Annotated in this window: 19 protein-coding genes; 8 read left to right on the top strand and 11 right to left on the bottom strand. The window is 69.9% G+C overall.

Features of this window, described 5'->3' with window-relative positions:
- Nucleotides 1–30: 30 nt before the first annotated feature.
- From ACXJ3V_RS12525 to ACXJ3V_RS12510, 4 genes are all read right to left on the bottom strand, one after another.
- Nucleotides 31–948, bottom strand: coding sequence for a carbohydrate ABC transporter permease (locus ACXJ3V_RS12525; protein ID WP_457100643.1), 918 nt, complete (start codon nt 946–948; stop codon nt 31–33).
- Nucleotides 945–1,895 carry a carbohydrate ABC transporter permease gene (locus ACXJ3V_RS12520; protein WP_457100642.1) on the bottom strand — a complete coding sequence of 317 codons (951 nt, stop codon included), beginning with the start codon at nt 1,893–1,895 and terminating at the stop codon, nt 945–947. The genes ACXJ3V_RS12525 and ACXJ3V_RS12520 overlap by 4 nt, the downstream gene beginning before the upstream one ends.
- A 70-nt stretch (nt 1,896–1,965) precedes the next feature.
- The gene (locus ACXJ3V_RS12515; protein WP_457100641.1) at nt 1,966–3,330 is read right to left on the bottom strand and encodes an ABC transporter substrate-binding protein; all 1,365 of its coding nucleotides are present in this window, start codon (nt 3,328–3,330) and stop codon (nt 1,966–1,968) included.
- 215 nt (nt 3,331–3,545) lie between these two features.
- On the bottom strand, nt 3,546–4,559 hold the full coding sequence (locus ACXJ3V_RS12510) for a LacI family DNA-binding transcriptional regulator (RefSeq protein ID WP_457100640.1): 1,014 nt from the start codon (nt 4,557–4,559) through the stop codon (nt 3,546–3,548).
- Nucleotides 4,560–4,717: 158 nt separating this feature from the next.
- Between ACXJ3V_RS12510 and galE the strand changes: the two genes are divergently transcribed.
- Nucleotides 4,718–5,698: a UDP-glucose 4-epimerase GalE gene (galE, locus tag ACXJ3V_RS12505; RefSeq protein ID WP_457100639.1), complete on the top strand. Its 981-nt coding sequence runs from the start codon at nt 4,718–4,720 to the stop codon at nt 5,696–5,698.
- 4 nt (nt 5,699–5,702) lie between these two features.
- On the opposite strand, the gene ACXJ3V_RS12500 is transcribed toward galE, so the two are convergent.
- Nucleotides 5,703–6,668: a LacI family DNA-binding transcriptional regulator gene (locus ACXJ3V_RS12500; RefSeq protein ID WP_457100726.1), complete on the bottom strand. Its 966-nt coding sequence runs from the start codon at nt 6,666–6,668 to the stop codon at nt 5,703–5,705.
- 97 nt (nt 6,669–6,765) lie between these two features.
- Here ACXJ3V_RS12500 and galT point away from each other — a divergent pair, with 97 nt between their 5' ends.
- The 4 genes from galT to ACXJ3V_RS12480 all read left to right on the top strand — a co-directional run bounded on the left by galT (nt 6,766) and on the right by ACXJ3V_RS12480 (nt 10,918).
- Nucleotides 6,766–7,932 carry a galactose-1-phosphate uridylyltransferase gene (gene galT / locus ACXJ3V_RS12495; protein WP_457100638.1) on the top strand — a complete coding sequence of 389 codons (1,167 nt, stop codon included), beginning with the start codon at nt 6,766–6,768 and terminating at the stop codon, nt 7,930–7,932.
- Nucleotides 7,929–9,125 carry a galactokinase gene (galK, locus tag ACXJ3V_RS12490; RefSeq protein ID WP_457100637.1) on the top strand — a complete coding sequence of 399 codons (1,197 nt, stop codon included), beginning with the start codon at nt 7,929–7,931 and terminating at the stop codon, nt 9,123–9,125. The genes galT and galK overlap by 4 nt, the downstream gene beginning before the upstream one ends.
- Before the next feature lie 282 nt (nt 9,126–9,407).
- A complete protein-coding gene (locus ACXJ3V_RS12485; RefSeq protein ID WP_457100636.1) occupies nt 9,408–10,244 on the top strand; it encodes an alpha/beta fold hydrolase in 837 nt (278 codons plus the stop codon).
- A 41-nt stretch (nt 10,245–10,285) separates the two neighbouring features.
- Nucleotides 10,286–10,918 (top strand): YdcF family protein, encoded by a 633-nt coding sequence (locus ACXJ3V_RS12480; protein WP_457100635.1) that lies wholly within the window; start codon nt 10,286–10,288, stop codon nt 10,916–10,918.
- A 128-nt stretch (nt 10,919–11,046) separates the two neighbouring features.
- Here the strand turns inward: ACXJ3V_RS12480 and ACXJ3V_RS12475 are convergent, their stop codons facing one another.
- Nucleotides 11,047–13,344 (bottom strand): glycoside hydrolase family 3 C-terminal domain-containing protein, encoded by a 2,298-nt coding sequence (locus ACXJ3V_RS12475; protein ID WP_457100634.1) that lies wholly within the window; start codon nt 13,342–13,344, stop codon nt 11,047–11,049.
- A gap of 47 nt (nt 13,345–13,391) precedes the next feature.
- The gene (locus ACXJ3V_RS12470) at nt 13,392–14,690 is read right to left on the bottom strand and encodes an MFS transporter (protein WP_457100633.1); all 1,299 of its coding nucleotides are present in this window, start codon (nt 14,688–14,690) and stop codon (nt 13,392–13,394) included.
- A 103-nt stretch (nt 14,691–14,793) separates the two neighbouring features.
- Here ACXJ3V_RS12470 and ACXJ3V_RS12465 point away from each other — a divergent pair, with 103 nt between their 5' ends.
- Together ACXJ3V_RS12465 and ACXJ3V_RS12460 are read left to right on the top strand one after the other, a co-directional pair.
- A complete protein-coding gene (locus ACXJ3V_RS12465) occupies nt 14,794–15,423 on the top strand; it encodes a TetR/AcrR family transcriptional regulator (protein WP_457100632.1) in 630 nt (209 codons plus the stop codon).
- Nucleotides 15,420–16,925 (top strand): carboxylesterase/lipase family protein, encoded by a 1,506-nt coding sequence (locus ACXJ3V_RS12460; RefSeq protein WP_457100631.1) that lies wholly within the window; start codon nt 15,420–15,422, stop codon nt 16,923–16,925. Before ACXJ3V_RS12465 ends, ACXJ3V_RS12460 begins: the two co-directional genes overlap by 4 nt.
- 126 nt (nt 16,926–17,051) lie before the next feature.
- Here ACXJ3V_RS12460 and ACXJ3V_RS12455 read toward each other — a convergent pair whose 3' ends face one another.
- Genes ACXJ3V_RS12455 through ACXJ3V_RS12445 form a run of 3 tightly spaced genes read right to left on the bottom strand, consistent with a single transcriptional unit; the run spans nt 17,052 to nt 19,982 of the window.
- On the bottom strand, nt 17,052–18,038 hold the full coding sequence (locus tag ACXJ3V_RS12455) for an LLM class F420-dependent oxidoreductase (protein WP_457100630.1): 987 nt from the start codon (nt 18,036–18,038) through the stop codon (nt 17,052–17,054).
- 4 nt (nt 18,039–18,042) lie between these two features.
- Complete coding sequence (locus ACXJ3V_RS12450) at nt 18,043–18,936, bottom strand: DNA-methyltransferase (RefSeq protein ID WP_457100629.1); 894 nt, start codon at nt 18,934–18,936, stop codon at nt 18,043–18,045.
- On the bottom strand, nt 18,933–19,982 hold the full coding sequence (locus ACXJ3V_RS12445; protein WP_457100628.1) for a lipoate--protein ligase family protein: 1,050 nt from the start codon (nt 19,980–19,982) through the stop codon (nt 18,933–18,935). Before ACXJ3V_RS12445 ends, ACXJ3V_RS12450 begins: the two co-directional genes overlap by 4 nt.
- A gap of 275 nt (nt 19,983–20,257) precedes the next feature.
- On the opposite strand from ACXJ3V_RS12445, the gene ACXJ3V_RS12440 reads away from it, so the two are divergent.
- A complete protein-coding gene (locus ACXJ3V_RS12440) occupies nt 20,258–21,793 on the top strand; it encodes a DEAD/DEAH box helicase (RefSeq protein ID WP_457100627.1) in 1,536 nt (511 codons plus the stop codon).
- A gap of 209 nt (nt 21,794–22,002) precedes the next feature.
- Here the strand turns inward: ACXJ3V_RS12440 and ACXJ3V_RS12435 are convergent, their stop codons facing one another.
- A complete protein-coding gene (locus ACXJ3V_RS12435; RefSeq protein ID WP_457100626.1) occupies nt 22,003–23,562 on the bottom strand; it encodes a glycoside hydrolase family 6 protein in 1,560 nt (519 codons plus the stop codon).
- Nucleotides 23,563–23,583: the final 21 nt, after the last annotated feature.

Genomic DNA, 23,583 nt, shown 5'->3' with positions numbered 1-23,583 from the left:
TTCAAGGGTGAAAGGCGGGGCGAGCGGCGGCTATTTGAGGCTTCCGATGGCGAGTCCGCCCTGCCAGTACCGCTGCATGGCGAGGAACGCGATGACCAGCGGCACGATCGAGACGAGCGAGCCGATGATGATGAGGCTCCAGAGCGAGGTCCCACCGCCGTTGTTGGCTGCGGCGAGGCTCTGCCACTGGTTGATGCCGACCGTGACCGGGAACAGCAGGTTGTTCTGCAGCATGGCGAGCGGCAGGAAGAAGTTGTTCCAGGTGGCGACGATCGACAGCAGGAGCACCGTCACGATCGCCGGCCGCATGAGCGGCACCGCGACCTGCAGGAAGATGCGCAGCTCGCCCGCCCCGTCGACACGTGCCGCGTCGAGCAGTTCGTCGGGCACGGCGTCGCGGGCGAACACCATCATCAGGTACACACCGAACGGGTTCAGCAGCGAAGGCAGGATGACCGCCCACACCGTATTGGTGAGGTGGAACTGCGACAGCATGATGAACGTCGGGATGACGAGTGCGGTGAGGGGCACCATCACCGAGCCGAGCAGGATCGCGAAGGTGACCTCGCGGCCCTTGAACGCGAACTTCGCGAACCCGTAGCCGGCGAGCACGGCGAGCACCGTGGCTCCCACGCCGCCGGTGATGGCGTAGAAGGCGGAGTTGCCGATCCACCGCAGGTAGATGCCGCCGTTATAGGTGAACAGCTGCCGCAGGTTGCCGATGTAGTCGATCGAATCCGCGAACCACAGCGCGTTCCCGCCGCCGAACAGGCCGGAGGCATTCTTCGACGCGTTGATGATGATCCAGAAGAACGGCACCAGGAAGTAGATGAGCAGGATGCCGAGGACGAGGTGGGCTCCGAAGTGACGCGGTTTCGGCGCACGGCGATACCCGTTGGGGGCGAGCGGCTCGGTGGTTTCCGTAGTGCCGGTGGTGGCGGTGGTCATTGCAGGAACCCTCCTCCGCGCTTGCGCGTCGCGATCAGGAAGATGTAGACGCAGATGAAGACGACGATTCCGAGGGCGAACGAGATCGCCGAGCCGTAGTTGAAGTTGGCGAGCGCGAACGCCTGCTGGTAGGCGTACATGTTCGGGGTGAAGTCGGGGCCGATCGATCCGGCCGCCAGGAACTTGAGCATCGTCGGCTCGTTGAAGAACTGCAGCGTGCCGATGAGGGCGAACACCAGGATCAGCACGAGCGAGTTGGCGATCATCGGCACCTTGATGCGCACGGCGATCTGCCAGGCGTTGGCGCCGTCGATGCGGGCAGCCTCGTAGATGGTCGGATCGATCCCTCGCAGGGCGGCGTAGAGGATGATCATGTAGTACCCCGCCCATTGCCAGGTGACGACATTGAGCAGCCCGAAGAAGATGAGGCCCTGACTCAGGAAGTCGGGCGCGGTGAGGCCGAAGGCGCCGAAGATGTCGCCGAGCGGCCCGAAGTTCTTGCTGTAGAGGAAGCCCCACATCAGAGCGCCGATGACGGCGGGGATCGCATAGGGCAGGAAGACCATGAGCCGCGCAAATCGCGTGAACCACGTGGTCACCGCGTCGAGGATGAGCGCGATCGCCAGCGAGATGAGCATCTGCAGCGGGATCAGCACGATCGAGAAGCGGATGACGAACCACACGCCGTTGAGGAAGTGCTCGTCCGTGAACGCCTTGAGGTAGTTGTCGAACAAGACGAACTGCGTGCCCCCGATGAGGGCCTTCTTGAACAGCGACAGATAGAACGCATAGATGAGCGGAGCGACGAGGAAGATGGCGAAGACGATGGCGAACGGTGCGACGAACGCCCAGCCGATCAGCGAGTGGCGTCGTCGCGCTCGCGCGATGTTCGCCCGCTCCTTCGGTGGCTTCGATGGCGCCGGTGGCGCGAGAGTGGTGGAGGCCATGGTGGGTTCCTAGCTGTGGTGTGGCGGGGGGCCGGCCACCCGAAGGTGACCGACCCCCAACCGACGACGACTACTCGGTGACGGTGAAGCCCTGCTCTGTGGCGTAGTCGACGAGCTTCTTCTGAAGATCGTCGGCCGCCTGGGAACCGGACTTCTCACCGTTGTTGATCGCGGCGAGCTCCTCGGTGAACGAGGCGTAGTAGAACGAGCCGAACGGGCTGTAGGTGAAGCCCTCGTAGGCGTCCGCCGCGGGGACGTAAACCTCCTTGTTCGCCTGCTGTCCGTTGAAGAACCCGACCTCCGCGTCCACGAACTCGTCCGACGTGAGGACGTTGTTGTTGAGCGGGAAGATGATCTGGTTCTGCCAGCCATCGGCCAGCGAAGCGTCGTCGGCGTAGATGCCGAGCGCGACCTTCGCCGCCAGCTCCGGCTGCTTCGACTGGCTGGTCACCGAGAAGGCGGAGCCGCCCCAGTTGACCGAGACGGGGTTCGCGGTGTCCCACTGCGGGAGCGGAGCGACGGCGAACTTGCCGGCGTCGTCGCCCTCGCCGACGCCTGCGCCGGTGAGGTAGCCGGGCGCCCAGGCCGCCGAGACGTAGGTGGCGTAGTCGCCGCCGACGACCCCGGAGATGTACTCGGGCGTGAACTGGTCCTGCGTGCCGACGAGGCCCTTCTCGACGAGGCCCGCCCAGTAGTCGAGCACCTCCTTGGAAGCGTCGTCGTTGACCTTGATGCCGATCTCCTCAGGAGTGGCCGGGTCGTAGGTGAAGGGTGTAGCGCCGTTCTGGATGGTGAGCGCCATGAACACGGCAGGCACGTTGGCGCCGACGTCGCCGAAGAGGGGCCCGCCGGCGTCCTTGACCTTCTGCGCTGCGGCCTCGTACTCGGCCCACGTGGTGGGCGGGGTGATGCCGTACTGCTCGAAGACGTCGGTGCGGTAGATCATGCCCATCGGGCCGCCGTCGACCGGAGCGCCGTACACGGCGTCGCCGACCGAGACGTCTTTCCAGGCGCCGGCGCTGAAGTTGTCTTTGACATCGGCGACGCCGAAGTCGGAGATGTCGACGAGCGCCTCCTGCACCACGTAGTTCGGGATGCGGTCCGCCTCGAGCATGATGACGTCCGGCGCGCCGGTGCCGGCGGAGATCGCGGTCTGGAACTTGTCGTACTCGTCGTTGCCCTGGCCGACGTTCGTCCAGCAGGCCTGGACCTCGTCGCTGCCCGCGTTGAAGTTGTCGACGACCTTGTCCATGTTGGGGTACCAGCCCCAGACCGACACGGTGGGGAGGTCGGTCTTCGTGATCTTGTTGGTGCAGCTGGCGGCGTCGCCGCCGCCGCCGTCCGTGCTGGTGCTGCTGGTGTCGGCGCTGCAGCCGGACATCAGCAAGGTGATCGCCATGGCCGATGCGGCCGCGAGCGCGAGCTTGTTGTTCACTGTGCTCGGTTCCCTTCGGGTGTGTGAGGAGGACTTCTCTGTCGGTGCGCCACCCAGAAGGCCGGACGTCGTGAGTGATTTCGGACAGGGGCTTCTGCGCCCCATCTCGATCACCCTCGACCGTCGACCCTTATCTTCCGGCTGACTTACAACGTTGTAAAGTAAACGTTGTAAATGGCATCATGCCGGGATCGCGGGACACTTGTCAAGCGTCGTTACCGAGTTGCCGTCGACTCGCGCTCGATGATCCGGAACTGCGCGAGGTGCAGCCGAGGGGCGCCTACCGCATTCGGGCTTTCGATTCGCTCCATCAGCGATCGCACAGCGACCTCGGCGATCTCGGCGCGTCCGGGGTCGACCGTGGTCAGACTCGGGAGCGAGTACATCGCCTCGTCCAGGGCGTCGAACCCGATGACGGACACGTCATGCGGGATCCGGTAGCCGGCCTCCTGCAGCACCCGCATCGCGCCCAGGGCGAGGGTGTCGTTCAGTCCGAACACCGCGTCGAACGGGGCCTCTCGGGCCAGCAGCTCGCGCATCGCGATGGCGCCGTTCGAGCGGTGCCACAGGGTCGTGTGCACGATGATCCGTTCGTCGAACGGGATGCCGGCTGCCTCGAGCGCCTCGAGATACCCGCGGAGGCGGAGTCCCGCCGATCCGACCACCTCGCCCTCGTGCGCGCCGATGACCGCGATCCGGCGGCGGCCGCGCGCGATGAGATGCTCGGTCGCCGCCCGCGCCGCCTCGATGTTGCGCATCGTCACGTGATCGGTCGGGCCCTCGAAGATGCGCTCGCCGAGCAGCACGAGCGGATACGACACGTCGAGGCGGGCCACATCGTCCATGCCCATGCCGAGCGGGCTGAAGATGAGCCCGTCGGTCATCTTGCGCTGCGCGCTGGCCAGCAGCTGCAGCTCGCGCTCGCGGTCACCGCCGGTGTGCTCGATGATGACGACCTGCCCCACGCGCTCGGCAGCGCGGATCACGGAGTCGGCGAGTTCGGCGAAGTAGCTGAGGCTCAGCTCCGGCAGGGCGAGGGCGATGGCTCCGGTGCGCCCCGAGCGCAGGCTCCGCGCGGAGAGGTTCGGCTGGTAGCCCAGCTCGTCGATCGCCACATTCACCCGCGCCCGGGTGGCCGGGCGCACATGCGGGTAGTCGTTGATGACGTTCGAGACCGTCTTGATCGACACGCCGGCAGCGCGGGCGACATCGTGCAGCGTCACCGACATGAGCACTCCTCCCCCAACGCCTCCCGACTCTACAACGTTGTAGAAGACGCAGGACCGTCTCCGGACATCATGACGGGCAGACCCTGGGTCGCGCCATCTCGCAGAGCCGAGGCATCCCTGATTCGAAGTCTCGCGAGGCACCCGGGCAGAATGGGGACATGTCCTGGCTTGTGACCGGCGGCGCCGGCTATATCGGAGCGCACGTCGTGCGCGCCCTCGCGGAAGCCGGCCTGACGCCGGTCGTGATCGACGACCTCTCCAGCGGGCACGCCTCGTTCGTGCCCGACGGAGTGCCGCTGGTGCGCGGCACGATCCTCGACCGCGACCTCGTGGAGCAGACGCTGCGCGAGCATCGCGCGGTCGGCGTGATCCACGTGGCCGGGTACAAGTACGCCGGCGTCTCGGTCACGCGTCCGCTGCACACCTACGCGCAGAACGTCGAGGGCACCAGGGTGGTGCTCGAGGCGATGCAGGCGGCGGATGTCGCGAACATCGTGTTCTCGTCGTCCGCGGCCGTGTACGGCACGCCCGATGTGCCGCTCGTCACCGAGGATCTCCCGAAGCGCCCCGCCTCGCCGTACGGCGAATCGAAGCTGATCGGCGAATGGCTGCTGCGCGATCAGGCGACCGCGACGGCCGAGTCGAAGCATCCGCTGCGTCACACCTCGCTGCGCTACTTCAACGTCGTCGGCTCGGGCGATCCCACGGTCTACGACACGAGCCCGCACAACCTCTTCCCGCTCGTCTTCGAGGCGCTGATCGAGGGCCGCACGCCTCGCATCAATGGCGACGACTACGACACCGCGGACGGCACGAACGTGCGCGACTACGTCCACGTCGCCGACATCGCGGCCGCGCACGTCGTCGCGGCGCAGCGGCTCGCGGGCGGCGACCCGGTCGAGTCCGCCTACAACCTCGGCTCGGGCGACGGTCTCTCGGTGCGCCAGATCATGGACGCGATGGCCCGCGTCACCGGGGTCGACTTCACCCCCGAGATCGCGGCGCGACGCGCCGGCGACCCCGACCGGATCGTCGCCACCGGCGAGCTCGCCGCGCGCGACCTCGACTGGGCGAACCGGTACTCGGTCGACGAGATGGTGCGCACCGGCTGGGAAGCCCGCCGCGCGGCGGGCGCGTAGCGCCTCAGCGCGGGGCGGCCGTGCTCGCGCGCACCACGAGCCGGGCGGGAACCGTCGTCATCCCACGCGCCCCGTGCTCGATGCCGTGGACGAGGGCGGTGACCGCCGCCGCACCGAGTTCGTCGAACTCCTGGCGCACGGTGGTGAGCGGCGGGCGGTAGTCCGCGGCATCCGCCACATCGTCGAAGCCGACGACGCTCACGTCGTCGGGCACCGTGCGGCCGGCCTCGGCGAGCGCCCGCAGCGCTCCGAGGGCCATCTGGTCGTTCGCGGCGAACAGCGCAGTGACCCCCGGTCGTCGGGCGAGCGCGGTGGCCGCCTGGGATCCGGATGCCGCTGTCCAGTCTCCGCGCAGAACTTCGGGCACCTCGGCGCCGGCCGCCTGCAGCGCCTCGCGCCACCCGCGCTCGCGCTCGGCCGCCGCGAACGAGCCTGCCGGACCGGCGAGATGCCACACGGTCGCGTGCCCGAGGCTGAGCAGATGCGCGGTCGCCGCTGCGGCTCCGGCCGCATGATCGGTCTGCACGACGGCGTAGCGGTCGTCCGCCGGAGAGTCCACGACGACGAGGGCGAGACCGGCCGGCGCGCCGGCGCCCCGCGCGACGGCGGTGGCTTCGTTGAGCACGATCGCACCGTCCACGCCCTGGTCGCGCAGCCGCGCGAAGGCGTCGGCGATGTCGCCCTCGGCAAGGGTCACGACCGTGAGGGCGTAGCCACGCGCGGCCGCGGCATCCGCCACCGCCTGCAGCATGCGCGAGTTGCCGACGGTCGCGAGGGTCGATACGACGAGACCGATGGTCTGGCTGCGACCGGTGCGGAGCGCCCGCGCGGCGCGGTGCGGGCGGTAGCCGAGCGTCGCCATGGCCGCCTCGACCCGCGCGCGCGTGGCCGGATCGACCCGAGGGCTGTCGTTCGCGACGCGCGACACGGTCTGGCCCGACACGCCGGCCAGCTCGGCGACGTCGGCCATCGAGACCCTGCGTTCGGCCGGACCCATCGCGCCCCCTCCGGAGGTATATTGCACCCCTTGTGTTGACGTTACCATGGCCGTCGACTAGCGTGTTGACGTGAACACAACCCAGTTCGGCGCGACCACCATCGGCGCCGGCGTCGTGAAACGCCCCACCCGCCTGTCCGACGGCCGCGAGCTGATCTACTTCGACGACCCGGGCACCGCGCTTCCGCCTGAGCGCTCGATCGACACCCGCACCCTCGATGCCCGCCCCGACACCGCGACCATGCGCCGCGATGTGCTCACCGGCGACTGGATCTCGGTCGCCGCCTCCCGGCAGAACCGGGCGTTCCTGCCGCCCGCGCACCTCGACCCGCTCTCGCCCCAGACGCCCACGAACCCGTCCGAGATCCCATCCGTGTACGACGTGGCGGTCTTCGAGAACAAGTCGCCCTCATTCGGTCCTGCGCTCGCCGCCGCGACCACCGATGCCCCGGCCGCCGCCGACGCACCGGCGAGCCTCGCCGATCTCGACGCTCCCGGCCTCGGCCGCACCCGCAGCTCGGTCGGCCGCTGCGAGGTCGTCTGCTTCTCCCCCGAGCACGAGGGGTCGTTCGGCACGCTCTCCCCCACCCGGGCCCGCACCGTGATCGAAGCGTGGGCCGACCGCACCGCCGCCCTGTCCGCACTCCCCGGCATCCAGCAGGTGTTCCCGTTCGAGAACCGCGGCGAAGAGATCGGCGTCACGCTGCACCACCCGCACGGCCAGATCTACTCGTACCCGTACATCACCCCGCGCACGAAGCTGCTCCTGTCGTCGATCGAGCGCGAAGGCGCCGACCTGTTCGAGCGGATCCTCGGGTTCGAGGCATCCGGTCCCCGTGTCGTCCTCGAAGCGGAGCACTGGGTCGCCTACGTGCCGTTCGCCGCGCGCTGGCCGATCGAGGTGCACCTCACCCCCCGCCGGCACGTGCCGGACTTCGCGGCGACCTCGGATGCCGAGCGCGACGAGCTCGCCCCCCTCTACCTGCGCCTGCTGCGCGGCATCGACGCGCTCTACGAGACCCCGACCCCGTACATCGCGGCCTGGCATCAGGCGCCAGTGCACGTCGGGCGCGACAGCGTCCGGCTGCACCTCGAGCTGACGAGCCCACGCCGGGCCGCCGACAAGCTGAAGTACCTCGCCGGATCCGAGGCCGCCATGGGCGCCTGGATCGGCGATGCCGCCCCCGAGACAGCAGCCGCGCGGCTGCGCGACGCAGTAGAAGGAATCCCCGCATGAGCACCACCACCGAATCGACTCCGGATGCCGCGGCCCGCGCCCTCTTCGCGGAGCTGACTGGCACCGACCCGGCGGGCCTCTGGTCATCGCCCGGCCGCGTCAACCTGATCGGCGAGCACACCGACTACAACGACGGCTTCGTGTTCCCCTTCGCGATCGAGCACCGCACGCACGTCGCCCTGGGCGCGCGCACCGACCGGCGGATCCGCGTGGCGTCGACGTTCAGCGCCGAAGTGGTCGAGGTCGCGCTGGACGAGCTCGACGTGCTCTTTCCGACAGGTCGCACCCGGGTGCCGGAGTGGGCCGCCTACCCCCTCGGCGTGGCCTGGGCGCTCCTGCACGCGACCGGCCGCAGCGCGGGTTCGGTCTCGGGTGTCGATCTCGCGATCGCCTCGGACGTCCCGGTCGGAGCCGGGCTGTCGTCGTCCGCCGCGATCGAGGGAGCCGTGGCATCCGCCCTCAACGACACCTGGGCGCTCGGCCTCGATCGCGTCGCCCTCGCCAAGGTCGGCCGCACCGCCGAGAACGAAGCCGTCGGCGCCCCCACCGGGATCATGGACCAGATGACGTCGATGCTCGGCCAGACCGACGCGGCGATCTTCCTCGACTGCCGCTCGTTCGAGGCGCAGATCGTCGACCTCGGCTTCGCCGCCGCCGGGCTCGAGCTGCTCGTCATGGACACCGGCGTGAAGCACTCGCACGCCACCGGCGGCTACCGCGCGCGCCGCGATTCGTGCGAGCTCGGCGCCCGGACCATGGGTGTCGCGGCGCTCCGCGACCTGACCGTCGACGACCTGCCGCGGGCCGCCGAGCTGCTCGACGACGTGACGTTCCGCCGGGTGCGGCACATCGTGACCGAGAACCAGCGGGTGATCGACACCGTCGAGACGCTGCGCACGCAGGGCCCGAAGGCGATCGGCGACCTCCTGGTCGCCTCCCACGTCTCGATGCGCGACGACTTCGAGATCTCGGTCGCCGAGCTCGACACCGCGGTAGACGCGGCCCTCGCCGCCGGCGCGGTCGGCGCCCGCATGACCGGTGGCGGCTTCGGCGGCGCCGCGATCGCGCTCGTCACCCACGATGCGGTGCAGAACGTGTCGGATGCCGTGACCGCCGCCTTCGCGGCATCCGGATTCCGCGCCCCGCACATCTTCACCGTCACGCCGTCGGAGGGCGCCCGCCGCGACGCCTGACGCGAGCCGCGTTGCGCCCCGGTCGTCAAGGCCGCAGCCATTCCTCCGCTCAGCGGAGGGGTACAGGCGAGCGGAGGTTAGATCCGGGCACCCCAACCCTCCGCTCCCGCGTGCCACTCCGCCGAGCGGAGGGCCACACTCTGCCCGTGGCAGCCCTGGCGCCCGGCGCGAAGGCCGTAACCCTCGCCGTCAGAGTCCGCAACCCCCTCGCAGACACCGGATGCCTCGGCCTAACGTCGAAGCTGGTGTCGAGCGCCCGCCTCGGCGCGGAAGGGAACCGTCGTGGCCTACATCACCGTGGCGACCGAGAACACCGCCCAGATCAAGCTCTTCTACACCGACCAGGGGTCCGGTCAGCCGGTCGTGCTGATCCACGGATTCCCGCTTAACGGCGAGTCCTGGGGCAGGCAGTCCGCCGCGCTGCTCGACGCCGGCTTCCGCGTCATCGCCTACGACCGACGAGGGTTCGGCACCTCGACCAAGGCGGGCACGGGGTACGACTTCGACACGTTCGCGTCCGACCTCAATGAGCTCATCAACGAACTCGACCTCGAGCACGTCATCCTCGTCGGTTCCTCGATGGGCGGCGGCGAAGTCGCCCGCTACCTGGCCCGCTACGGCAGCGACCGGATCGCCAAGGCCGCGTTCCTCAGCTCGATCGAGCCGTACCTGCTGAAGACGGATGACAATCCCGACGGAGCGGGACCGCAGGAGTACTTCGACGGCGTGGCCGAATCGGTGAAGAAGGACCGCTACGCGTTCGTGACCGAGTTCTTCAAGGACTACTTCAACCTCGATGACTACTTGGGTTCCCGCATCTCGCAGGCGGCGCTGGACGCCTGCGTGCAAGTGGCGAACAACGCCGGGAACGTCGCGATCGCCGCCGCCCCGCTGACCTGGCCGACCGACTTCCGCGCCGACATTCCGCACATCGACGTGCCTGCCCTGATCGTGCACGGCACCGCCGACAACATCCTGCCGATCGACGTGACGGCCCGGCGGTTCCGCGAGCTACTGCCGGACGCGGAGTACGTCGAGATCGAGGGCGCCCCGCACGGGATGCTGCTCACCCACCCCGACGAGGTGAACGAGGCCCTGCTGGCCTTCGTGCGGGCCTGAGCCGGGCCGCGCCCGCTGCACCCCCGCGTAGGCTCGCGGTCATGCTCCGGATGCCTCGACCCGCCGTGGCGGCTCTGGCCGCGGCATCCGTCGCCGGTGTTTCGCTCCTCGCGTTCGGCGAGTGGCAGTCCTGGCGCGCCTCGCGCGCGGAGTATCCGGCTGCGACCGTGCCTGCAGCGGGGCGCGATGTCGTGCTCGTGCTGGGGTTCCGCTCGGCGGCCGACGACCGCGTGAACTGGCTGCAGCGCTGGCGCACCCGCATCGCGGTGCGCTCGGCCGACCCGACCACGGCACTGTTCGTCTTCTCCGGCGGGGCCGTGCGCGGCCGGCGGCCCGAGGCCGAGATCATGGCCGAGTACGGCATCCGTCGCCTGCGGATACCGCGCGCGAATGTCGCGCTCGAACCGCGCGCGACGTCGACGCGCGAGAACATCGCGTTCGCGCTGCCGTGGCTGCGCGAGGCCCGGACCATCCGCATCGCCTCGAACACGTTCCACGCCCGCCGTGCCCGCGGCTACCTGCGGGAGCTCGACCCGGCACTCTGGCATCGGCTCGCGCCGACGCGCGACCACATCCTGCTCGAGCTCGGTCCGCTGCGGCTCGCGCTGACCTTCTACGACTGGGTCGCGGCACGCACCGCGGCTCGGCGCGAGGGCACCCACCCCGGTCATTGAGCGAGGGAGCGCCGCTCCGGTCGTTGAGCGAGGTAGCGCAGCGACTGAGACGACGCCCCGAGCGTCCAGGACAGCTCGAGGCGTTTCGTCTCGCTTCGCTCGCTCAACGACCGGCGGGTCGTGCCGGACTACTGCTGCGAGGCGTTCGCCATCGCGATCAGGCCGTCGATCATCTCGGGGCTGACCGAGCCGCCGGCCATCATCCCGATGCGGCCGACCGGGAACGACTCCATCATCTTGTCCATCGAGACGCCCTCGGGCATGATCGACGCCGCGCCCTCCATCATCTCGGCCATGCCGGCCATCGCGGCCTGCACCATCGGGCCGGCGACCGGGTGGGCGAACACCTCGCCGAGCGACGACTCGCGCGTGAGCGGCAGCGAGACCGCGTCACCGTCGACCGCGACCTCGACGGTCGAGCGGATGTCGCTGCTCGACGCTCCGACGGCGACCGTGTAGTCGCCACCCTCGACGACCCAGCGGTCGGCGCGGACGTGCCAGTAGGCCAGGTCGGCGCGACGAACCGTGAGGGTCACCTCGCGCGACTCCCCCGCCTCGAGCGCGACGAGCGCGAAGGCCTTGAGCTCCTTCGGCGCCCGCTGCACGGCCGAGCCGGGCAGCGATGTGTACGCCTGCACGACCTCGCGACCGGCACGGTCGCCCGTGTTCGTCACCGTGATGCGCACCTCGACGTCGCCGTCCGCGGTCACCGCGGCTGCGGCATCCCCGTATCCGAACGTCGTGTACGAGAGGCCGTGGCCGAACGGGAACGCGATCTGCATGCGGCGCGCCTCGTACCAGCGGTAGCCGACGAACAGTCCCTCGCCGTAGCGGACGTGGCCGTCTTCGCCGGGGAAGTTGAGGAACGCCGGGGTGTCCTCGAGCCGCAGCGGCACCGTCTCGGCGAGCTTGCCCGAGGGGTTGACCGTGCCGAAGAGCACGTCCGCGGTGGCCGAGCCGCCGGCCTGGCCGAGCAGCCAGGCCTCGACGATCGCGGGCACGCGGTCTGAGAACGGGAGCGCGACCACACTGCCGTTGGAGAGCACGACGACGGTGCGCGGGTTGGCCGCGAGCACGGCGTCGACGAGGGCGAGCTGGTCGGCGGGCAGGTCGATGTCCTCGCGGTCGTAGCCCTCCGACTCGAGGCGGGCCGGCAGACCGATGAAGACGACGGCGGTGTGCGCAGCGGATGCCGCGGTCACGGCCTCGTCGCGCAGGCGTGCGGTCTCGGCGGGGTCGGTGTCGACGGCGGTCGTGAAGCCCTGCGCGTACGTCACGTCGGTCGCGACCTCGCGGATCGCGGTGAGCGCGTCGTCGAGGCGCGTCGGGTGGATCATCGACGAGCCGGCGCCCTGGTAGCGGGGCTTGTCAGCGAAGAGGCCGATAACCGCGAGCGAGGCGTCGGCCGCGAGCGGGAGGATCGGTCCCTGAGCCGGTCGAAGGGCGTCGTTCTTCAGCAGAACGATCGAGCGGCCGGCGGCCTCGCGGGCGAGGGCGTGGTGGGCGTCGACGTCGAGGGGACCCTCGACGCGCTCGGTCTCGGCCCAGCGCAGCGCGAGCTTCGCGACGCGCTGCGCGGAGGCATCCAGGTGCTTCTCGTCGAGCGACCCATCGCGCACCGCGGCGACGAGCTCGGCATCCGTCGCTCCACCGCTGGCGGGCATCTCGAGGTCGAGACCGGCCGCGAGGGCGGCGACGCGCTCGTTGACGGCGCCCCAGTCCGAGACCACAAGACCCTCGAAGCCCCACTCGTCGCGCAGCACCTGGGTGAGCAGGAACGGGTTCTCCGACGCGTACACGCCGTTGACGCGGTTGTACGAGCACATCACGGTGTGCGGCTGAGCGTCCTGGACAACGCGCTGGAAGCTGCGCAGGTAGATCTCGCGCAGCGGCCGCGGGTCGATGTCGCTCGAGGAGCGCATGCGGTCGTTCTCCTGGTTGTTCGCCGCGAAGTGCTTGAGCGACGCGCCGACGCCGGTGGACTGGATGCCGTTGACCAGCGCGGCGCCCATGACGCCCGAGACGATCGGATCCTCGGAGAGGTACTCGAAGTTGCGCCCGCACAGCGGGGAGCGCTTGATGTTGGCGCCCGGTCCGAGGATGACCGCGACGTCTTCGATCGACGACTCGACGCCGAGGGCGACGCCGACCCGCTCGGCCAGTTCGGCGTCCCAGGACGAGCCCAATGCGACGGCGGGCGGGAAGCACGTGGCCGGCACGCTGTCGCCGAGGCCGAGGTGGTCGCCCCCCTGCGCCTGCTTGCGCAGGCCGTGCGGGCCATCGGTGAGCATCACGGCGGGGATGCCGACGCGCTCGACGGGCTTGGTCGTCCAGAAGCTCGCGCCGCTCGTGAGCGAGGCCTTCTCTTCGAGGGTGAGGTCGGCGACGAGTGCCGGGACGTCGGTGAGGGTGCTGGTGTCAGTCATTGCGCTGCTTTCGTATCGATTCCGTGGGTGGGTGAGGGCGTCCGCGATCAGCGGGATGCCTTGATCGGGAGCACCGCGAAGGCGCCGAGGATGCTCAGCACGATGCCGACCGGGAACAGGCCGACGTAGCCGAAGGTGAGGACGATCGCGCCGGCGACGGCGGGAGCCAGCATCTGCGGGAGGGTCGCGGCGATGTTGACGACGCCGAGGTCCTTCGCGAACGACTTCGCCGAGGGGAGCACCTGGCTCATGAGGGCCGTGTCGACCGCCTGGAACATGCCGAAGCCGAAGCCGGAGATGAACGTCATGAGCATCCACGCCCCGATGGTGGGCGAGACGATCGGGATGAGCATCGCGAGTCCGACGAACACCGACGAGCCGAAGATGAACGGCTTGCGCCGGCCGATCTTGTCGGAGAGCGGCCCTGCCACGATGGTGGAGACCAGGATGCCGACGAGGCTCAGGATGCCGAGCAGCGGGATGACGGTCGCGGGATCTTCGACGCCGAGGTAGTCAGTGAGGATGAAGAACTGGTAGCCCGTGACCGTGAAGTAGCCGGTGTAGAGCAGCAGGCGACCCGTGAAGGCCCAGAAGAAGTCGGGGTGCTTGACGGGGTTGACCCAGAAGGTCTTCAGGAAGTCCACGACGCTGAACGGCTCGCGCGGAAGGTCCTTGCTCGAGTAGTCGGGGTTGAGGAGGACGAACAGCGAAAGCGTGACGAGCGAGAACACGGCGAAGATGACGTAGCCGAGGGCGATGCTGTGCAGGAACATCGATCCGATGATCGAGCCGCCGAGCGCTCCGACCATGAGTCCGATGCCGGACAGCGCCGAGAACGTGCCGCGACGGGCGATCGGCACGCGGTCCGGCAGGATCGCGCTCAGCGGGCCCTGCGCGAAGTTGAAGCAGATCTGAACGAGCGTCATCGCGATCAGGATCCCGACGAACGTGTTCGCGAACGCGAGCCCGACGAGGGCGAGGCCGCCGGCGAGCGCTCCGATGATGATCCACGGCGCACGACGCCCGAAGCGCGACCGGGTGCGGTCGGAGACCTGACCGGCGATCGGCTGCGCAAGCATCGCGGCGAACGAGCCGACCGTCGCGACGATCGCGAGGTTGATGACCTTGTTCGCCGGGTCCAGTCCGGTGATCTGGGCGGGGAGGAGGATGCCCGGAACCGCGCCCCAGATGAGGAAGATCGCGAAGTTGGACGGGATGATCCACCACAGCAGGCGCCGCACACCCTTGATCGGCGTGGGCGGGTCGTCATTGCCCGCGGCCTCCTCGATGAAGGCGATGTCGAGGGGCTCCTCGACCGGAGCGATTGACTCTGACGGCATTGTCATGTTGGTCCTCAATGGTTCAACGACGGCTCGTCGGTGTGCCGTCACAGAAACCTTATGACACTCGGTATTGAAAATCAAGCATTGTTCGGGTTTACTGGGGCGTATGGCAACGGTGCAACCAGGACGACGCGGTTCCTACGCGAAAGGCATCGCGAAGCGCGAGGAGATCCTCGAGGGGGCTCTCGAGGTGATCGCCCGCGAGGGCTATCGCGGCGCGTCGGTGAAGGAGCTGGCGGATGCCGTGGGCCTCAGTCAGGCCGGGCTCCTGCACTACTTCGACAGCAAGGAAGAGCTGTTCACCGAGATCGTCCGCAAGCGCGACGACGTCGACATGACCGAGTACGGCGCGGCCACCCTGACGAACCCTTCTGCGGACGATCTGCGCGAGGGCTACATCGCCGTCATCCGCCACAACACCCATGTCCCCGGCCTCGTGCAGCTCTACTCGCAGCTCTCCGTCGACGCGGCCGATCCCCAGCATCCGGCCCACAGGTTCTTCCTCGACAGAGGCCAGCACCTGCGCGGCCTTTTCGCTGCGGCGCTGACCGAGCGTCGCCAAGCGGGCGAGATCTCCACCGCCATCGATCCCGAGACCCTCGCCCGAATCCTCCAGGCCGTCTCGGACGGCTTGCAGCTGCAATGGATGCTCGAGCCCGACGTGGACATGGCGGGCATCGTCGGCCAGCTCTTCGACGCGCTCACGGTCCCGACCAAGGAAACGAACCCCGCATGATCATCGATACCCAGACTCCCGTCGTGGCGATCGCCCCCGGGCGGGTGCGCGGCTTCTGGCGCGGCGAGCCCGGCACTGCCGAGGCATCCGCCGCGTTCCTCGGCATCCCGTTCGCCCAGGCTCCGGTCGGCGACCTCCGGTTCGCCGCGCCGGTGCCGCCGGAGCCGTGGGAGGGCATCCGCGATGCCGTGGAATTCGGCGCGACGGCCCAGCGCGGCGACAAGGGCATCACGCTGATCCCTGAGCCGTCAGTTCCCGGCGAGTCGACCCTCAACGTGAACGTCTTCACCCCCGTTCCGGGATCCACGGATGCCTCGCTCCCGGTGCTCGTCTACATCCACGGCGGCGGCTACACGGCGGGTTCGCCCGCGAGCCCCTGGTACGACGGTCGCTCCTTCAACCGCGACGGCGTGGTGACGGTCTCGGTCTCGTACCGGCTGGGCTTCGACGGCTTCGGGCACATCCAGGGCGCCCCCTCGAACCGCGGGGTTCGCGACTGGATCGCCGCCCTGGAGTGGGTGCGCGACAACATCGCGGCGTTCGGCGGCGACCCCGACCGGGTGACGATCGCCGGCCAGTCCGCGGGCGGCGGCGCCGTGCTGACCCTCCTCGGCATGCCGGCCGCGCAGCACCTCTTCCATGCGGTCTGGGTGCTCTCCGGCGCGCTCGGCGACATCGCCCCGGAGCGCGCGTGGAAACTCTCGGCTCAGCTCGCGAAGCTCGCAGGTGTGCCGCCGACCCGCGAGGGGTTCGCGTCCGTGCCGGAAGCGCGGCTGCTCGAACTGCAGGAGAAGGCCAGCGCACCTGAGGGCCGCAACCCCATGGCGGGCGTGCGCGTGTTCCTCGACGAAGGCCTCCCTTGGGGGCCGGCCATCGACGGCGACCTCATCCCCCGGTCGACGCTGGCGTCGCTGCGGGCCGGCGTCGGCGCCGACAAGCCGCTCGTGCTGGGCGCGACGGATGACGAGTTCACGATGATCACCGACGGGCAGAAAGGCAAGCTGCGCTTCGTGCCGGTGTCACTCGCGCTCGGCCAGCTCGGCCTTCGCCGGGCCGGACGCAAGGAGTATCTCGCCGCGAACGAGGAGTCGCGCTCGAAGGGCACCGCGGCCATCCTCGGCCGGTACATGACCGACAAGCTGTTCCGCACCGCGGTCGTGCGCATCGCCGACATCCGCCACGCGCAGCGCGCGGACTCGCAGACCTGGGTGTACCGCTTCGCGTGGTCATCGCCGAAGATGGGCTGGGCCGTGCACTGCCTCGACGTGCCGTTCTGGTTCGACTGCCTGGACGCCGACGGCGTGTCGGCCATTGCCGGAGACGCCCCGCCGGCCGCTCTCGCCGCCGCAGTACACGGAGCCGCGACCGCGTTCGTGCGGGACGGCGACCCCGGCTGGACGTCCTGGGCCACCGACATCGCCGCCGGACGCGTCTTCGACGGCGACCCCTCGACCCCCGCGGTGATGCCGAACGCGTTCGCGAGCGTGCTCGCGCTGATGTAGCCCCGGGGCGCGGGCTCGGGCAGGCGATCCCGGCGTCTGATTCGTTCGCGCGGCCGAAACCGCCAGACGCGCCCGAACAGGACGACCGCGTTTCCAGGTTTCGACCGCGCGAGCGCTGGAGACAGGTCAGGCCAGCGCGCCGATGACCTCGCGCTCGAAGAGATCGAGCCCGGAGCGGTCGTACGCCGCCTCGGGGAAGTAGTGGATCGCGTAGCCGAGCCCGTGCTCGGCGCGCAGCGCGAGGCGCTCGGCGACCTGTTCGGCGGTGCCGAACCCGTCGGACGTGCGGTAGTCGTGCTCGATCGCGTCGGCGCGGTCCTGGCCGACGTGCGGCAGCAGTCGCGCCTTCACCGCGGCGAGGCGATCGGATGCCTCGGCCTCGGTTGCACCCACGATCGTGTTGAAGTTCGACGACCGGGTGATCTCCGCGAAGTCGCGGCCGCGCGCATCGCAGTGCCCGCGGAGGATCTCGCTCTTGCGATCGAACTCCTCGAGGTCTCCGGCGAAGTTCGTGTACGCCGCGTACTGCGCCGCGATCTTGAGCGTCACCTTCTCGCCGGCTCCCGCGACCCAGAGCGGGATGCCGCCCTCCTGCAGCGGCAGCGGCCGGACGATCGCCCGGTCGACCTGGTAATGCGTGCCGTCCAGGGTCGCCTCGCCGGTGGTCCAGGCCTGGTGCATGATCTCGACGCCTTCGCGCAGCATCCGCAGGCGCTCCGGAACGGGCGGGAACCCGTAGCCGTACGCGCGCCACTCGTGCTCGTACCACCCGCCGCCGATGCCCATCTCGGCACGTCCGCCGGAGATGACATCGACGGTCGCGGCGACCTTCGCGAGATAGGCGGGGCTGCGGTACCCCATGCACGTGCACATCTGGCCGAGGCGGATGCGGCTGGTCGAGGCGGCGAAGGCGGCCATCAGCGTCCAGGCCTCGTGGGTGGCCTCCTCGCTCGGGACGGGAGTGGTGTGGAAATGGTCGTACACCCAGAGCGACTCCCAGGGACCTTCATCGGCCTGCCGGGCGAGCGTTGACATCGCCCGCCACTGGTCGGCCGGATCGATGCCGACGAGGTCGAAGCGCCAGCCCTGGGGAATGAAGGTTCCGAATCGCATGGGTTCAGCCTAGGAGGGGATTCCCCTCGACCTCGGCATGCGGCATCCGTTCCCGCATCACGGCGATCGCGGCAGGGTTGTCGTCGACCAGCACGGCCTCGCGACCGAGCGCCGACGCGACCGCGCCCGTGGTGCCGCTGCCGGCGAAGAAGTCGAGCACCCGATCGCCGGGGCGTGTGGAGGCCTGCACGATCCGGCGCAGGATGCCCTCGGGCTTCTGGGTCGGGTACCCGGTCTTCTCGCGTCCTGCGGTCGGCACGATCGTGTGCCACCAGACGTCGGTGGGGAGCTTGCCGCGCGCCGCCTTCTCGGGGGTGACGAGGCCTGGTGCCATGTAGGGCTCGCGGTCGACCGCCTCCGAGTCGAACCAGTAGCCTGCGGGATCTTTGACGTAGACGAGGATCGTGTCGTGCTTGGTGGGCCAGCGGCGTCGGCTCTTCGCCCCGTAGTCGTACGCCCAGATGAGCTCGTTGAGGAAGCGGTCGCGGCCGAACAGGGCGTCCATCAGGACTTTCGCGTAGTGCGACTCGCGGTAGTCCAGGTGCAGGTAGAGCGTGCCGTCGGCGGCGAGCAGTCGCCACGCCTCGATCAGTCGCGGCTCCAGGAAGCTCCAGTAGTCGCCGAACCTGTCGTCGTAGCTGCGCAGGTCGCCGCTCAGCCGCTCGTACTCCCGGCCGTGGAAGCCGCGGCGGACGACGGCACCGGCATCCGCTCCACCGCCCGATGAGGTCGCCGTCTGGACCGATTTCGCCTGCACCCGGCCGGTGTTGAACGGCGGATCGAGGTAGATGAGGGTGAACGAGCCGTCGGCGAAGCCGCGGATCACCTGGAGGTTGTCGCCCTCGTGGATGGTGACGCGGCCGACGGTCGGCCCTTCGACAGGCTCAGGGACCGTCACGGGACGCGGTGCAGCCAGGCGTCGGACGAGAACTTCGTCGCGACGAGGGCCTCGGCCTCGGCGTACTCGTCGTCGGTGATGTGTCCAGGCGCGGCGCCGTAGAGGTTCGCGAACGTCTCCTTGAGCCGCTCGATGATCGCCTCGCGAGACAGCCCGGTCTGACGCCGCAGCGGGTCGACGCGCTTGGCGGCCGAGGCGGTGCCCTTGTCGCTGAGCTTCTCGCGGCCGATGCGCAGCACCTCGGTCATGACCTGGCCGTCCATGTCGTAGCTCATCGTGGCGTGGTGCAGCACCCCGCCGTTCGCCAGGCGCTTCTGCGCGGCCCCGCCGATCTTGCCCTGCGGCGACGCGATGTCGTTGAGCGGCTGATAGGTCGCGTCGATCCCGAGCGAGCGCAGCGCCTGCAGCACCCAGTCGTCCAGGAACGCGTACGAGTCGGCGAAGGTCATCCCCGCGACGAGGGATGCCGGGACGTACAGCGAGTACGTCACGATCGAGTTCGCACCCATCATCATCGCGCCCCCACCCGAGATCCGGCGGACCACGTCGTAGCCGTGGCGCGCGGCCCCCTCCGGGTCGACCTCGTTGCGATACGACTGGAACGATCCGATGACCACGGCGGACTCGTTCCACTCCCAGAGGCGGAGGGTCGGCTTGCGCCGGCCGTCGCCGACGCGCCCGGTCAGCACCTCGTCGAGCGCGAGGTTCATCCGCGGCGAGACCGGCTTCTCGTGCACGATCTCCCACGAGAAGTCGCGCCAGCCCGGCGCCGTCACGAGGGCCCGCCGCACAGTGGTGGCCACCGCCTCGGGGGTGAAGCCCAGCAGCTGCGCGCCCTCGGGGAGAGCCGCGCGCACGGCTGCGGCGATGGCCGAGGCATCCGTCTCCACGGGCAATCCGTTCACCGCCTCGTCGATGTCGTCGAGGGCGGTGTCGGGTTCGAGGAAGAAGTCGCCCGCGAGGCGGAATTCCGCGATGCGGCCGTCACGCACCTCGAGGTCGACGACGACGAGCTTTCCACCGGGCACCTTGAATTCGCCGTGCATGACGCTCAGCCTAGGCGTGCCGGTCCGCGGCGCGGGACGGCGGGCCGCCGGGCGCACGGCGCCGGCCGGCGGGGCCGACGCACAGGGTCGCGGCACAACCGCCTGCTAAGGTGAAGGCTGCGGCTCTCCCAAGCTGCTGCGTCGACGTCATGATTCCCGGCCTTCTGAGCCGCGACGTCTTTTCGATCGGCGAACCGATGCGCGATCCCGCGCCGTCGCCCAACTCCCTCGCTCTGCCGGACGATCCGCGAGCTTGCAACCACGAAAGCATCCCCATGCCCTCTTTCCTTGACCTCGGCGTGCCCGAGGCCCTCGCCCACTCGCTCGTCGCCTCCGGCATCACCGAGCCCTTCCCCATCCAGGCCGACACCCTGCCCGACTCGCTCGCGGGTCGCGACGTGCTCGGCCGCGGCCGCACCGGCTCCGGCAAGACCATCGCCTTCGCGCTGCCCATGATTGCGCGCCTCTCCGGCGGCTCGGCCGCCCGCGTCACCCCCGGACGGCCCCGCGGCCTGATCCTCGCCCCGACCCGCGAGCTCGCCTCGCAGATCGCCGCGACCCTCCAGCCCCTCGCCGCGGCGACCGGCCTCAAGGTCACCACGATCTTCGGCGGCGTCAGCCAGAAGCCGCAGGAGACCGCGCTGCGCAACGGCGTCGACATCGTCGTGGCCTGCCCCGGCCGGCTCGAAGACCTCATGAAGCAGGGCGTCGTGCGCCTCGACCGCGTCGAGATCACCGTGCTCGACGAGGCCGACCACATGGCCGACCTGGGCTTCCTCCCCGGCGTCACCCGCATCCTCACCGCCACGCCGCAGGGCGGCCAGCGCATGCTCTTCAGCGCGACCCTCGACGGCGGCGTCGACACCCTCGTGCGCCGATTCCTTCGCGACGAGGTGCGCCACCAGGTCGACGAGTCCAGCGTTCCGCAGGGCCAGATGACCCACCGCGTGTTCATCGTCGGCGACGCCGACGAGAAGACCGCTCTCGTCAAGCACCTCGCGTCCGGCCGCGGCCGCCGCATCCTGTTCACCCGCACCAAGCACCAGGCGAAGAAGCTCGCCAAGCAGCTCACCGGCGCCGGCATCCCGGCCGTCGACCTGCACGGCAACCTCTCGCAGAACGCCCGCGAGCGCAACCTCGCCGCGTTCGGAGCGGATGCCGACAAGGGCGGCGTGCGCGTGCTCGTGGCGACGGATGTCGCTGCGCGTGGTGTGCACGTCGACGACGTCGAGCTGGTCGTGCACGTCGACCCGCCCATGGAGCACAAGTCGTACCTGCACCGCTCGGGCCGCACCGCCCGCGCCGGCGCCGAGGGCATCGTCGTCACGGTCGCCCTGGACGCGCAGCGCCGGGACGTCACCGACCTGCTCCGCAAGGCGCAGATCACCGCGCCTCTCGAGCGCGTCGCCGCGGATGCCGCGACCATCGTCGAGCTGGTCGGTGAGCCGGCCGCGCACGTCAAGCCGGCTCCCGTCACCGAGCAGCCCCAGCAGCAGCGTTCCGGCGGACGCCCCCGCAACGGCGGCGGCGCACCTCGCACCGGCGCCCCCTCGGGTGGCGGCCGCGGCGGCGCATCGCGCTCCGGCGGCGGACGCTCCGGTGGAGCGACTGTCGGCGCGAGCACGGKCGGCGGTCGCTCCGGCGCCGGCACCGGTGGCGGTCGCTCCGGCGGCGCCAGCACCGGTGGCGGTCGCTCGGGTGGCGGTCAGCCCCGCCAGGACGGCGCTCCGCGCAGCAGCAGCGCCCCCCGCGGCGGCGGCGCACGGCGCGCGACCGGCGGCGGGTCTGTCCCCCGCTGGTCGTCCAACTGACGCTCTCCTCGAGCTGACGCCCTCCGCTGAGCCAGCTCCGGCTGGCTCAGCGCGAAACCACCGAGTTCTGCCGAAACCACAAAGTTTCGCGCGCAGGACTCGGTGGTTTCGCGTGAACCGGGTGGTTTCGCCGTGGGATTCGTCGCGGCTCGGCATCCGGTCCCCATGGGAAAGGGAGCGGACTGAGTCAGTCCGCTCCCCTCTCCCGGTCAATCGGAGGTGCAGGCCTTCCCGTCGAGCCAGAAGATCCACGGCTGTTCAGCGGAGCCCTTCCCGCTCAGTACGACGTCGGGCGCCTTTCCGGGCTTGGATGCGCCGTTCGCCGTGAGGGTCACCACGTGACCGGCCTGGCTGACGGTGGCGCGCGTGGCCTTGGTGGCCTTCTGGTCGCCGGACCATACGAATGACAGCGGCAGCCCGGTCGCACCGTCGACGTGGAGCTTGGCCGAGAACGCGTTGCCTGCACCCGCCGCATCCCAGCTCACGTGGCAGTCGAGAGGGTCGATCGGTGGCTCGGCGAATTCGATGAGCTCATGCGCCTGTTCGACGAACCACTGACCCGCCGCAGGGTCCTCGATGCCGCGCTCGGGGTCGAGCGGGCCTCCCGTGCCGCGGTAGCACTGGCCGTCCGACTCGCCGGGGACTTTGATCCACAGGTAAGCATCGATGAGTGCGTCACCCGTGCTGGTCGTCGGCAGCGCCCCGAGTCCGCGCTCGGGCGGGTTGCACCACACCTGGGGGTCGGCGCCCGCCGGCGCACCCGGGTACGCCGCGGCCGGACCCGACCATGGGCCCTCTCCGTTGCGGCTGGTGTCGAGGACGAAGTGCGCCTGGGTCGCCGGGTCGCGTGTGACGCCCGTCTGCGCATACGCCTTGGCGTACTCGGCGTCGGAGAGCCCCCACGTCGAGAAGTCCGAGGGGTTCGCAGGGTAGTACTGGCTCGCGCACCAACCGGGCTCCCACCAGGAGTTCACCGACAGGTTGATGCAGTCCGAGACCCAGGTGCCGTACTTGGCGAGCCGTTCGGTCTCGACGTAGTTCGACGCGTTGAGGAAAAACCCTTCGGCCCGCTGGACACCCGCCCTGATGAGGCGATCCGAGATATCGCCGACGCCGAGCCAGCCGCTGTGCGTGCCGTCGAGATAGACGGATGTCGCTGCCGACCCGCCGAGCGCGTCGACGGCGTAGTTGAGCTGGGCGAAACGATCGGCCGCAGCAGTGGCGGCATCGGCGTCGGCCGGCCGGCACCACTCGTGGTCGCCGTTGATGGTCGTGTAATGCGGAATGATGCCGAGGCCATCGGGCTCCAGGATCACGGTCGCCGGGCGGCCGCCGATGCCGGCGACGAGCCCGTCGATCCACGCCTCGTAGTCGGCGGTGCTGGCCGCCCCGCCCGCGGAGTACTGCGCGCAGTCGCGGAACGGCAGGTTGTACGCGACCAGGACCGGCATCGCGCCCACTTCGCTGGCGCGGTCGACGTAGCGGCGCGCCGCGGTCTCGACTTCGGCAGGCGTGCCTTTCGTGAACCACTCCGCGGATGGGATGCTCCCCAGCAGCTGGGCGTCGTCGCGGGCCCGTCCGTCGAGCGATTGCGCCGCCTCGAGGGTGGTGCTGAACGGATTGACGAACAGCGTCGAACCGGCGAGGCCGGGTTCCGCGCCCGCGGCGGCGGTCGCGCCTAGCGGGAGCGCGAGCGAACCGGCCAGGAGCGCGACGGCTCCGAGCACGATCCGCGAGCGATGGCGGGATGGGCGGAGTTGGGGGGACATGAAACGGCTCCTCTGCTAGGT

Source organism: Microbacterium sp. P5_E9, assembly GCF_054049175.1.
Note: the sequence above shows the minus strand (reverse complement) of the source record. Positions and strands in the feature narration are given on the sequence as shown.